Consider the following 12,419-nt stretch of genomic DNA (forward strand, 5'->3'; position numbering starts at 1 on the left):
CTCCTTCGAGGATCATGCGCGCATCATGGCAAATGATAGGCATTGACCGAATGACAGTGATCCCTCACTTCCGGCCAATGTCACGAGCGATCGGCATTTTCCTCTACCCCGACTTCCAGCTGCTCGACGCGGCGGGTCCGGTGACGGCGTTTGAGATCGCCGGGCGCATCGCGCCGGATGCGTATCGGATAACGGTGCTGTCCATCGCTGGTGGTCCGGTACGAAGCTCGTCGGGCATCGCGATCGACTCAGGCTCGGCGGTAGATGCCGGTCCCGTCGACACGATCGTGGTGGTCGGCGGCGAAGGCAGCCGTGTCGCGATGCGATGTGAGACGAGCACCGGCTGGCTGCGTCATACGGCCGGCAAAGCGCGGCGCATATGTAGCGTCTGCTCGGGGGCGTTCCTGCTCGCTGCCGCTGGCTTGCTCGACGGGCGCCGCGCGACGACGCACTGGCGGCGCGCAGAGCAGTTCCAGCGTCAATTCCCGGACGTCCGGGTTGAGCCAGACCGCATCCATGTGCGCGACGGCGATATCTGGACGTCCGCAGGGATCAGCGCGGGGATCGATCTGGCGCTGGCGCTTATCGCCGACGATTCGGGCGAAGTCGTCGCGCGGCGCGTGGCGCAGGAAATGGTCGTCTATTATCGCCGCCCGGGCGGGCAGTCACAATTCTCCGCTCTTGCTGAGCTTGGCGGCGACGCGACCGCGTTCTCGTCGCTCTTCGACTGGATGCGCGCCAACCTGTCGCAGCGGCTGACGATCGAGAATCTCTCCGCGCGCATGGCGATGAGCCCGCGTAACTTCTCCCGCGCTTTCACCAGAGACGTCGGCGTCGGTCCGGCGAAGGCGGTCGAGCGGTTGCGGCTGGAAGCGGCTCGTGAGCGGGTCGAGAATTCTCGCGAACCGATCGAGCAGATCGCCGCGACAACGGGCTTTCGCGATCCCGAGCGGATGCGGCGCGCCTTCGTCCGCGCGTTGGGGCAACCGCCGCAGGCGCTGCGGCGATTGCGTAGTTGACCCGTCCGGTACTTCAACTTGAAGGCAGATTGACCCACATCCGGTCATTCGCGCCGTCTTCGTCGCTTCCCAACCTCAGACGTTCGTTCATGTTCGGAGCGGGAGTCGTGCGACCAGCATCAGCGCACACCGGGCGGTCGTTCGTTGTCCCAAAAACGATCCAGACCGTGCGAAAACTCTGCTGTGGTTGCGAGCCATGAGCAGAATTTGGCAGGCGACGGTTTGTAGGCGCTGGAGGGATGATGAAGTGACGGGTGGTCATCTCGCGAGCGCTGACGACCGTTGATTCTGTTGTGCCGGGGGTGTTGCTGGGAAGATCAGCTCTGCACGGCCCGGATCAGCCCTTGTACGCCGACGAGGTTGATTGCCCGCCTGAGGTTGTAGGCGAGCGCCGTCAGGCTGAACTCGCCGCGGACCTTGTCGAGCCCACGCATCAGGAAGGCGCCTTGGTTCATCCACTGTTTGATGGAGCCGAAGGGGTGTTCGACCGTCTCGCGCCGGGTGTTCAGGATGTCGGGTCGGGCAGCGAGGCGTATCGCCATGCGGTCGAGCACCGCCTCGCCCCCCCAGCGCGTGATACGGCGGAAGTTTCCGCGGGCACACTGCGCCTTGAGTTCGCATCCGCCACAGGCGTGCGGGTTTGAATATTGCACGATGATGTGACCGCCCTGGAGCCAGCGGTAGCGTGTATCGAGGCGCTGGTCGCCGGGGCAGTGATAGCAGTCCGCGGCTTCATCGTAGCGGAACCGCTCTTTGGGAAAGCGACCGTCGCCGACCGCAGTGCCGCGCTGGGGGCGCGCGACATAGGGCGTGATGCCGGCCCGTTCGCAGGCGGCGATGTCCTCGCCCATGTAATATCCCATGTCGGCGACGACATCGATCCGCTCGACGCCGAGAAGGTCTTTCGCCGCCCCTGCCGTTTCAGCCAGAAAACCCAGATCGCTGCCAGCATTGGTGACATGCTGTTCGACGATCAGCTTGTGCTTCGCATCGACCGCAACCTGCGCGTTGTAGCCGACGCCGACCTTGGGATGGGCCGCCATCGCCCGCGCGTCGGGATCGGTGAGCGATATCTGGCTCTCGCCGCTGGCCTTCAGCTGCTCCAGCATCGCCTGGTTGACCTGACGCTGCTCGCGCACCTTGGCGATCTTGGCCGCCAGTGCCTCGCTGCGTCTGGTCGTGCCTGCCTCCTCGCCCCGGTCGGCGTCATCCAACTGCGCAAGGTACTTCTCCAACCGCTCGTCGGCGGACTTGATGTACTTGTCGAGCTTGGCCTTAGCGAAGTTGCGTGTCCGGCTGTTCACCGCCTTCAGCCGCGTGCCATCCACCGCCAGCAACTCGCGCCCGAACAGGTCGAGCTTGCGACACAGCAACACGAAGGCGCGGAACACCGCCTTGAACGCGGAGCGGTTGTCACGGCGAAAGTCGGCGATGGTCTTGAAGTCGGGCCGCAGTCCGCGCAGCAGCCAGATCAGTTCGAGATTACGCGTCGCTTCCGCCTCGAGGCGGCGGCTCGACCGCACCCGGTTGAGATAGCCGTACAGGTACAGCTTGAGCATGTCGGCCGGATCGTAGCCCGGTCGGCCGGTGGCCCTGGGCCGCGTTCGAAGGAACCCTGCGTCGCCCAAATCGAGATCTTCGACGAAGGCATCGATGAACCGCACCGGGTTGTCAGCCGCTACATAGTCTTCGACCGATGCCGGCAGCAGCAGCGCCTGGTCGCGCGCGTGACCCTCAATGTACGCCATGCCCGCAGCATAAGCCGATCCGCGACCGGGCGGAATCACGGACGCGGCTTTTCACACAGTCTGGATCGAATATTGGGAAAGCGGAGCGGCTCTCATAAACGTTCCCGAATGACGGCCAGTCATTGCTTGAGTCTGTGTCGACCGCCCAAACGACGGCGCTTGGCCTCAGGCAAGCGCGGATAATCAGGATGTAGCGCTTGAATCACAAGTTTTATCGGCCTCACTCCCAACCGCCGCCGAGTGCAAGAAAGAAGTCGATCTGCCGATCGACCAGGCTGGCGCGCGCGGACGACAGGCTTGCCTGCGCGTCGGCGTAGCTGGCCTGCGCGTTCAATACGTCGAGAAACGGTGTGCGACCGAAGCGTTGCAGCTTTTCGGCATCGCCGCTCGCCTTGCTAGCAGCTCCCGCCGCGTGTTCCAGCGCGTCCAGTCGGTCGCGTGACCGCGCATAAGCGGACAGGGCGGTTTCGGTCTGTTGAAGGGCCAGCAAGACCGAACCATCGAAGCCCGCGAGCGCGGCGTCGCCATCAGCATCAGCCTCATCGATCCTCGCACGGACCGCCTTGCGGTTGGGAAAGGACCAGGAGACCAGCGGGCCGAGACTGAAGCCGAACGACGAAGGCGCCAGCGCATGGCCGACTGACGTAGCGGTTCCCGCCGAACCGCCGAGGCTTATACGGGGGTAAAGATCGGCTTCGGCGATTCCCATGCCGGCGGTTGCGGCGGCCAGCAGCCGTTCGGCTCGCCGGATGTCGGGGCGGCGCTTGAGCAGCATCGCACCGTCGCCGATCGGCAGCGGGCGGCGGAGCGACAGTATTGTCGTGCAGCCTTCCAGCTCGCGTGGATAGTCGGCTGGAACGCGTCCCATCATTGCCGCCAGCGCGAACAACGCGGCACGCCGGTCGGCGAGGATGTCGGGGATGGTAGCTTCTCTGGCGAAGACGGCCGCGCGTGCGCGATCGCTGTCGAAGCGTGTGCCGCGGCCGCCGCGCACCATTCGCAACGCCACGCCGAGGGTCGAACGCTGGATCGTGACGACGTGCCGCGCAGCGGCGAGCGCGACGCCGTCGGCGCAGACGCGCGCATAATTGCGGGTGACAGCCGCCGCCACCACCACGCGCACATGGTCGCGCGCGGCAAGTGTCGCCTCTGCCTGTGCGTTCGCCGCCTCGATCCCCCGACGGATGCCGCCCGCCAGATCGAGTGGGTAGTTGAGATCGAAGCCGAGCGCGTAACTGAGCGGCGCCGGCAAGGTCCCGGTCGGCCCGCCGATGCGGGCGCCCGCCGCCTGGCCGCTGATGCCCGTCGTGACCATGCGCGCGGCCGCGGCCTCGCGCACGATCGCGCTCGCCCGGCGCAGATTGGCATCGGCCACGCGCAAATCGGTGTTGGCGCCAAGTGCTTCGGTCACATAGGCATCGAGCCGGGGATCGCCGTAGAGACGCCACCAATGCGGTGGCAGGTCTGCCTGGGTCACGGCAGGATCTCGACTGCCCAAGAACGACGCGGACGCCTGCGGTCGATTGACGATGGCTGCGGGCGGCATGCGGTAGTCCGGTCCCGCTACGCAGCCGGCGGCCAGCAGCGCAAGGCTCGCCACGAAGGGGGGTGCGAGCAGGCGCCTCACGAGCGGCCTCCCGGCGCGATCGCGGCGGGCACGATCTCGACCGTTGCGGTCCGCCCCGCGATCAAGCGCGTCGTCGCGGGCGTCCGGTCGATATGCACGCGGACCGGGATACGCTGGGCAAGCCGTACCCAAGAGAAGGTCGGCGCGACTTTGGGTAGGAGGTTGCCGGTATCGTCGCGCTGGTCGTCGGCGATCGCAGCGGCGATGCTCTGGACATGGCCGAGGATCTCGCCATCGTCGCCCATCAGGCGAATGCGGGCGCGATCTCCGATGGCCACGTTGTGCAGCTTCGTCTCTTCGAAATAGCCTTCGATCCGCAGCGAGGCGGTGTCGACAAGCGCCATCGCCTGCGCCCCCGCCGCGAGATAGTCGCCGGGGTGGATGTCGAGGTTGGTGACGGTGCCGGCAACAGTGGCACGGATTTCGGTACGCTGCATATCGACCATCGCGACGTTGCGGTCGGCGATCGCGCGCGCCAGTGCCGCCTCGGCTGTCCTGACCTTGGCGACATTCTGCTCGCGCGCCTCGGTCGCGACGAGATCTCCGAGCGCAAGATCGCGCCGCGCTTCCTTACGTGCTTGTTCGAGCTGCGCTTGAGCCTCGGCGATGGCGGCATCGGCGCGGCCGATAGCGGCGGTGAGGCGTGGCCGGTCGAGGACGATTAGCAACTGCCCGGGACGGACGACCTGATTGTCGCGGACCGGCACCTGGGTGACGAGACCGCCGACGTCGGTCGAGATGCGCACCACGTCGGCACGGACACGACCGTCGCGGGTCCACGACGTGCGTTGGTGACGGTCCCACAGGTGCAGCGCCACCAGCGCGGCGATAGCGACAAGCGAAAGCGTAACGGCGTAGCGCGCGAGCAAGGCGAAATATGGCTTCATTGGAGTAATCCAGTGGCAGGCACGCTCTGCACGAGCAGGCCGAAGACGATGACGAGGACGGCAAGCTCGACGACGGGCGGCAAGGCGAGCCGCCGAGATGCGCCGGTGGCAGAAAGCAGACGAAGAATCGCGACCGTCAGCACCAGCGCCAAGCAGGCGACTGCCAGCAGACCGGGAATGAGCACGCCACCGATGACGATGTCGGAGATCATGCCGCGACCTCGCCCCGTGGCACTGGAGCCAGCGCGAACCGCAGGTCAGTGAGTGGGTCGAGCAGCGAGCGATCTGCCTCTGCCGCGTCGGCAATCCGCACAGCCAGCGCGTCGACACTGCGGCTGAGTTCGGCGAGGCTCGGCGCGCTGGCACTCCCAAAATGTGCCGCGACGTCCGCCAGCACCGCCCGCGCGTCGTCCGCGACCGCTCCGCCCTGCCGACCGAGCCGACGATGCAACAGTCCCGCCGCATGCCCGATGCGCAGGTGGCGCAAGGTCTCGTCCAGCGTCGCCTTCGTCGGCCGCGCCGACAGGGCGAGCCGCGGCATCAGCAGCGCGGCGCGGTCGATCATCAGTCCGGTCCATGCCGCCTCTGCCGGACCACCGCCTCGCGCGCGGCGTGCCACGTCGCGGCGACCGAGCCACAGCAGGCGGTGGATCGCGGCATCGGGGGCGACGGTCTGGAACAGCGCCATACTCACCGTGCCGAAGCCGACGCCCACGAACAGGGCGATGCTGCTGTTGACGGCGTCGGCGAAATCGCCGCCATATTCGGCCCCCAGCCCGACCAGGATCGGAATTGTCAACGTCATGCCGAGCGCCATGAAGGCGGTCGCGGGCCGCGCCTGCAAAGATCCGGCGAACAGGAAGGTGGGTGCAAGCACAGCGAGCAGGGATGGGAAGTCGAAGACGCGCGGCAGGATGACGAAGCTGTAGGCCAGGCTGATCGCGACGCCGTAGATCGAGCCGACAATGTACTTTCGGACGAAGGGAACGGGGTTGTCGACATTGCCGAACAGCGCGCAGGTGACCCCCAGCACCGATACAGCCAGCCCGCCATCAGGCCATGCCGACCAGATCCAGGCGAAACAGCCGAGCGTGATCCCGACGATGGCGCCCGCCCCGGCGCGTGCCGCCATGACGGGATCGCGGTGGAAAACGTAGCCTTTAACCCGCTTCTTGACGAAGAGCGGCTCTACCGCGCACGCCGACGCCCCCGTGATTACCTCATGCCCAAGCCGGTCGCCGTCGTGGAGCAGGCCGACCAGGTCGGCGAGGTGCCCCGCGACATTGGCCGACAGCGCATCTCCGGTGTCGGATCCACCGTGTGCGAGCGAACGGGCATGACGGATCAACCAGAGTGCGCCCGCCTCCCGGTCGACACGTTCGTCCGAGGCGATCCAGGCGCGAACGTCGAGCACGAGCTGCGCCAGTTCCACCGGCATGCCCAAGCGACGGGCACGAAGGGCATCGATCCGCTCCTCGACGTCGGCTAGGAGCGGCAGCAGCCGCGCCAGTCGGTCGTGCAGCAGCTGCACCGACGCAGCACTTGGCCTTCCCGCGACCGGATCATAGGGAAGGTGCGTCGCCAGTCCCCGCAGCGCGAGCAGGTCCAGGGCCAGCCGGTGGCGATCCTCGCGGCGCTCGTCCTCCGAAACCTCGCGCAGCGCGTCGCCAGCGAGCTGGCGGACATCGCGCAACGTCGCCGCCAGCTTTGCCTTGAATTGGCCGGTCATCGGTCGAGGCATCACATAGCGATGGACCAGCACCGCACACAGGATCCCAAGTGCGATCTCCTGCACCCGCACCGATGCGGTATCGAAGATTGTGTCCGGTGCCGCGACGGCGGGGAAGCCGATCAGGCTGGCGGTGTAACCGGACAGCACGAAGGCATAGGCGCGGGGTGTCCGGTCGAGCAGCGACAGGAACAGGCACAGGCCGATCCATCCGGCCAGCACCACGCTGCACACCAGCGGCTCGTTCGCGAATGTCGGGATGATCGCCACCGTCGCGATCGCACCGACCAGCGTGCCCGCCAGTCGGTAGACGCCACGCCCCAGCGAGGCTCCGGCGCTAGGCTGCGACACAAGGTAGACTGTGACGATCGCCCAAGACGGGCGCGGCAGCCCGATGCGAAGCGCGACATAATAGGCCAGCAGCGCGGCAACGAAGCTCTTGGCGGCAAACAGTAGCGCCTCGACGTCCGTCTTGACGACCGGATTGCGCAGCGGGTTGCACCATCGCGGCCACTGCCACTGCCACTGGGGCAGCGCGATTTCGGGTCCGATCCACCCGCCATACCAGAAAAGCCAATATCCCATCGCTTGTTGATAGTGACTCTCAGCAAGCAATGATATTAGCTATCCAGCCAATCTATCCCTATAAACTGCCGTCTTGATGTCACGACCTATGTTAGCCACTGCCATCCTGGATCCGGACGCGGCGAACGCGACCGCGATCGCGCACCGGCTCGACTTCACCGACCATGCCGCCGAAGTGCCCACCCATGTCCATCGCAAGGCGCAGCTGATCCTGGCGTCGCACGGCGCGGTCACCTGTATCGCCGCGGACGATGTGTGGATCGTGCCGCCGGGCTGCGGCATCTGGATTCCGGGTGGGGTGCCGCACAGCGCGCGCGCGACCGCGAATGCGCGGGTCGACTATCTGTTCGTCGAGCCCGGCGCGAGCAGGCTTCCCGACCATTGCTGCGCGCTGGAGTTGACCGCGATGATCCGCGCGATGATCGATCGCCTGGCGCACGAGCCGAGCGACTATTCGCCGGACGGACATGCCGCCCGCCTGGCCCGGGTGATGCTTGACGAGCTGGCCGAAATGCCGCGCCAGCGCCTGAACCTGCCGGTGTCGGGCGATAGCAGGATTCGCGCCATCGCCGACGCGCTGACCGCCGCGCCGTCGGACCGCAGCACGCTCGCCGGCTGGGCCGTCCGCGTCGCGATGAGCGAGCGGTCGCTGGCGCGGCTGATGCTGCGCGAGACCGGCCTGACCTTCGGCCGCTGGCGCCAACAGCTCCACCTCGTCGTGGCTTTACGCGAGCTGGCGAGCGGCGCCAGCGTCCAGCAGGTCGCGGCCGAATTGGGCTACGATTCGGTCAACGCTTTCATCACGATGTTCCGCAAGGCGCTCGGCAGCACGCCAGCACAGTATTTTGCGCAGCGCCGGGCATGAACTGCTCTGATCCCGGAAACCTCGCCGCCTCACGCGGTGAGACGCGCTCATCCGGATCGCGAGTGGTCGCTCACGCCAGCAACGTTCCAATCTGTCCTCTCTTCAGCCTGCATGTCCGATCAGAAGAGCCCCCATGGCGACAACCAGGCAGGCCGTGATCCGATAACGGCTCAGTCTTTCGTGCAGGAAGACGCGTCCGATCAGAGCCGCGAAGACGACACTTGTCTCCCGCAGCGCCGACACCGGTCCCATCGTGCCGTGCGCCATGGCAAAGATGACGATGCCATAGGCCAGAAGCGAGGCGAGCCCCCCACCGGCCGCCACCAGCATTTCCCTGCGCCCGCGCACCAGAGAACGGGCATCCCGCAGCACGATGTAGGTCGCCGGCGCGAGCAGGCCCCACGACAGGCACATCCAGACGGTGTAGCCGACAGGCGAGCCGGACAGCCGCACCCCGACGCCATCGGTCACGCTGTAGGCACCGATGAAGCAGCCGGTGCCGAGCGCGAAAAGTAATGTCTGCCGCCCGATGGCCCGCCCTTGGAAGGCCAGCGCAACGATGCCGCCCGACACCAGCAGCACGCCCGTCAGACTAAGCGCGTCTGGCAGTTCGCGCGCGAAGACTGCGGCACCGAGCGAGACCAGAAGCGGCGAGGCGCCGCGGGCGATCGGGTAGGTCTGCCCGAGATCGCCTTGCCGGTAGGTGCGCACGAGGAAGAGGTTGTATCCGACGTGCAGCAGCGCCGATAAAGCGACGCAGCCCCAACTCGCTGTTGCGGGAACCGGTACGAAGGGCGCCATCAGGGCACAGGCGAGTGCAATGGCGATGCACATGATCGTCATCGACCAGAGCCGGTCGCCGCCTCCGCGCAGAAGGGCGTTCCAGCTCGCGTGCAGAACCGCCGCGAAAAGGACGATCAGGCTGATGCCGATGGACATGAGCCTCCTTGCCCAGCTGGATGGTCGAGTTCCATGAAGCTACCGCGTCGCCTTCGTCCGCGCGGTCAGCTTATGGCCATCCGGATCGCGGAGATAGGCGACGAAAACGCCGTTCGGGCGCTCGCACGGTGGGGTTTCGATCGATGTGCCGCCATGCGCGGTGCCGGCCTCGTGCCAAGCGCGAACATGCTCCGCGCTGATGGCGGCGATGCCGATGGTTCCGCCATTGGCGACAGTCGCCGGGTGGCCATCGATCGGCCGGGTGATCATCAGCCGCCCACCGTCGTGATCGTAGATCAGCCGGCCTCTCTCATCGCTCTCGCCTGGCTTGCCGCCCAGCGCCGTGAACGTAGCGTCAAAGAAGGCTCTGGATCGCTCAAGGTTGTTGCTGCCGATCATGATGTGCGTGAACATATGTCATCCCAGGAATAAGACCGAACATACGGGATTGCAGGCCGGGCTGTACGCCGGTTCGTTTGAACGGCATCGCAGTCGGAAATGGCCGGCGGATGGCTCCGCCGACCCCAAACGAACCTTACTGCCGGTCACCATGATACGCTTCTTCGGGGCCTATCGGCGTCAGAGTCGTCACTTCGATAAAGTAGCCGCCCTTTGCCCGGAAATAGAAGGACCAGGCACCATGCGCCTCGTGCGGCGCCTGCGTTTCCCAGCCGTCGCCGCTTAGGCGGGCATGCAGGGCATCGACGACATCGCGCGACTCTTGGATGAAGCCGACATGGAGAATGTCGAGCTGCTTTGGGTAGTCGAAGCAGTTGAGCTTGTTTTCGAAATGGTTGACGATCAGCACAAGGCCATCATCGTCCTGCATGATCGCCATCTTCGTGCCGCGCACGACTAGCGTGCGCAGCCCGAAATAATGCTCGAACATAGCGCGGTCGGCTTCGGTGTCGTGGCTGTAAGGGTTGATGTGGTTCAGCTTCATGGTCGTGCCTTTCCGTTGGTAAGACGGACACGAGCCGATCGTGGTCAGACAACGACGACCGGCCACGCACGAGGGCAATCCTCGTTGTGTCCGGCCATGGCCAAGAGCGGCATCACCCGCTCAAGCGTGACTGTCTCGCAAGAGACCGCAGGTTGTCACCATACCTGCATCGCTGTCTTTTTAGGCGCTTAACAGTTTAGTCCTTGTACACTGTGCGTCAAGCGAAGGGAGCTGGCGTCTCAAAAACGAAGGTTCAGAGGGACAGCTCGGCGAGCTCCGGCTCCAGATGCCTCCCGATTCAGCCGTTTTCCCAAAACCTGTTCCCGATTACATTTTCCCGAAACGGCCCGTCGGAGATGGAGAAACATGGCGTAATCGCGGGAGTGCGATTCGCCTGATGACGCGATCGGCAGTGTGCGAAGCTGCAGATTTCGGGCGGGTGGCTGTTCCCCGATAAGATGAAGAAACGGGCTCACGACTGGACGCCGGGCCCAAGCATCGAACGGAGAACAGCCGTGACGCAGTATATCGGTTTGGACGTTTCGCTGAAAGACACCTTCATCTCGATCCGCGAGGGCGGACGACGGGTCTGGCGCGGCAAATGCCTGTCCGACCCCCAGGCGCTGGCGGAGATAATCCGCAAACGCGCACCGGCGGTCAGCCGGATCGTGTTCGAAACCGGCCCCTTGTCGACGTGGTACTACCATGAGCTCACGGCGGCGGGGTTGCCGGCGATCTGCATCGATGCCCGCCAGGCCAAGAAGGGGCTCGACATGGCGCGCAACAAGACCGACGCCAATGATGCCGATGGCCTCGCACACCTGGCAGAAGCCGCCTTCTACAAGGAGGTCCGGGTCAAGAGTTACGACAACATGCTCGTGCGCACGCTGGTCACGGCGCGGACCCATTTGCTGAAGATGCAGCTCCAGCTGTCGAACCAGATCCGCGGGCTGATGAAGACCTTCGGCCTGGTCGTGCCCAAGGGGGCTGGCCGGGTATTCGATGGACATGTCTGCGAGCTGGCGTCGTCCCATTCGGGGTTGGAGTCGATCATCCTGCCGCTTCTCGCCATATGGCGGGAGCTGCGCGGCAAGGTTGCCGGGCTCAGCAAGCAGCTCGTCGACACCGCACGGCAAAGCGAACAGTGTCGGCTCCTCACCTCGATCCCCGGCGTCGGCGCTCTGACCGCTTGGTCCTTCCTCGCGGCGATCGAGGATCCCGGCAACTTCGCCAGATCACGTTCGGTGGGCGCCTGGCTCGGGCTCACGACCAGGCGCTATCAGTCCGGCGAAGTCGATTATGACGGCCACATCTCGCGGCGTGGCGACGTCTATGTGCGAGGCCTGCTCTACGAGGCTGCGACCGTCATCCTGACGCGCGCTCATGCCGACAGCGATCTACGCCAATGGGGGATCAGGCTGCGCGAAAGGCTCGGGTTCAAGCGAGCCGCCATCGCGGTCGCGCGCAAGCTGTCCGTCATCATGCATGCCATGCTGAAGTCCGGCGAGCGCTTCGAGCGCAGAAATATGGCCGCAGCATGAGCGTGTCGGCACGATAGTTGACCATCAGGCTCACACCATAGCGTCGCCCATGTCGACGCGCCGAAACGTCCCTGCCGGGGCGTGGTTTGGATCATTCCGCCTTTCCCGTTGCAGCGGCTCGCCAGCGAGCAGCCTGCGTGAGAAACCTTGGAAGATCCCGATCCGCGAATAGCCATCCTGCGGCGGGCAGCGTCCCGACCGCGTAAACGACCCTGCACCCGGCATACGTACCCGCTAGGCGACCGAGGAAAGGCGACTGCTTCAACCCACCGCCCCGAGGCAGACCCGCGCCGCTCCGGACATGCTCTACGCCTTCAACTCTTGACTCCCGAGCAGCGATTAAACGACGGGACTGCTGCGAGAAGTTGAACGGCTGGCTCTGGGATGCCGCGCTGATCTGCTAACACGGCAAAGGATGGGTCGGTCTTACTCGCCAGTTTGAGACGGCGACGACCCAATGCACGAAGCCGCTGCGCGGCATTGGCATTTGTCGGTGAGGTAGCGCGTCAGCGCTGAGGTTTGGCCCTGCGGCAGCG

General features: G+C 65.4%; 11 protein-coding genes. 3 read left to right on the forward strand and 8 right to left on the reverse strand.

The features are described from left to right. Positions 1-14: 14 nt before the first annotated feature. Positions 15-1,019: a GlxA family transcriptional regulator gene (locus tag AC07U4_RS07745; protein WP_495194972.1), complete on the forward strand. Its 1,005-nt coding sequence runs from the start codon at positions 15-17 to the stop codon at positions 1,017-1,019. A 317-nt stretch (positions 1,020-1,336) separates the two neighbouring features. Here AC07U4_RS07745 and AC07U4_RS07750 read toward each other — a convergent pair whose 3' ends face one another. The 5 genes from AC07U4_RS07750 to AC07U4_RS07770 all read right to left on the reverse strand — a co-directional run bounded on the left by AC07U4_RS07750 (position 1,337) and on the right by AC07U4_RS07770 (position 7,595). After that, complete coding sequence (locus tag AC07U4_RS07750; protein ID WP_495194973.1) at positions 1,337-2,767, reverse strand: IS1182 family transposase; 1,431 nt, start codon at positions 2,765-2,767, stop codon at positions 1,337-1,339. Between the two features lie 220 nt (positions 2,768-2,987). Beyond that, positions 2,988-4,394, reverse strand: a complete 1,407-nt coding sequence (locus AC07U4_RS07755) for an efflux transporter outer membrane subunit (RefSeq protein WP_495194974.1) — start codon at positions 4,392-4,394, stop codon at positions 2,988-2,990. After that, entirely contained in the window at positions 4,391-5,281 is an 891-nt protein-coding gene (locus tag AC07U4_RS07760; protein WP_495194975.1) for an HlyD family secretion protein, read from the reverse strand. The genes AC07U4_RS07755 and AC07U4_RS07760 overlap by 4 nt, the downstream gene beginning before the upstream one ends. Continuing rightward, positions 5,278-5,493 carry a DUF1656 domain-containing protein gene (locus tag AC07U4_RS07765; protein ID WP_495194976.1) on the reverse strand — a complete coding sequence of 72 codons (216 nt, stop codon included), beginning with the start codon at positions 5,491-5,493 and terminating at the stop codon, positions 5,278-5,280. Before AC07U4_RS07765 ends, AC07U4_RS07760 begins: the two co-directional genes overlap by 4 nt. Beyond that, entirely contained in the window at positions 5,490-7,595 is a 2,106-nt protein-coding gene (locus AC07U4_RS07770) for an FUSC family protein (RefSeq protein WP_495194977.1), read from the reverse strand. The genes AC07U4_RS07765 and AC07U4_RS07770 overlap by 4 nt, the downstream gene beginning before the upstream one ends. Positions 7,596-7,683: 88 nt before the next feature. On the opposite strand from AC07U4_RS07770, the gene AC07U4_RS07775 reads away from it, so the two are divergent. After that, positions 7,684-8,460, forward strand: a complete 777-nt coding sequence (locus AC07U4_RS07775) for an AraC family transcriptional regulator (protein WP_495194978.1) — start codon at positions 7,684-7,686, stop codon at positions 8,458-8,460. A 102-nt stretch (positions 8,461-8,562) separates the two neighbouring features. On the opposite strand, the gene AC07U4_RS07780 is transcribed toward AC07U4_RS07775, so the two are convergent. The 3 genes from AC07U4_RS07780 to AC07U4_RS07790 all read right to left on the reverse strand — a co-directional run bounded on the left by AC07U4_RS07780 (position 8,563) and on the right by AC07U4_RS07790 (position 10,342). Beyond that, positions 8,563-9,399 carry an EamA family transporter gene (locus AC07U4_RS07780; protein ID WP_495194979.1) on the reverse strand — a complete coding sequence of 279 codons (837 nt, stop codon included), beginning with the start codon at positions 9,397-9,399 and terminating at the stop codon, positions 8,563-8,565. 39 nt (positions 9,400-9,438) lie between these two features. After that, positions 9,439-9,813 (reverse strand): VOC family protein, encoded by a 375-nt coding sequence (locus tag AC07U4_RS07785; protein WP_495194980.1) that lies wholly within the window; start codon positions 9,811-9,813, stop codon positions 9,439-9,441. A 121-nt stretch (positions 9,814-9,934) separates the two neighbouring features. Then, entirely contained in the window at positions 9,935-10,342 is a 408-nt protein-coding gene (locus tag AC07U4_RS07790; RefSeq protein WP_495194981.1) for a VOC family protein, read from the reverse strand. Between the two features lie 515 nt (positions 10,343-10,857). On the opposite strand from AC07U4_RS07790, the gene AC07U4_RS07795 reads away from it, so the two are divergent. After that, positions 10,858-11,883 (forward strand): IS110 family RNA-guided transposase, encoded by a 1,026-nt coding sequence (locus AC07U4_RS07795; protein WP_495194982.1) that lies wholly within the window; start codon positions 10,858-10,860, stop codon positions 11,881-11,883. The last annotated feature ends 536 nt before the right edge of the window (positions 11,884-12,419 follow it).

The sequence above is a fragment of the Sphingomonas sp. GW821-FHT02B09 genome (genome assembly GCF_059421875.1).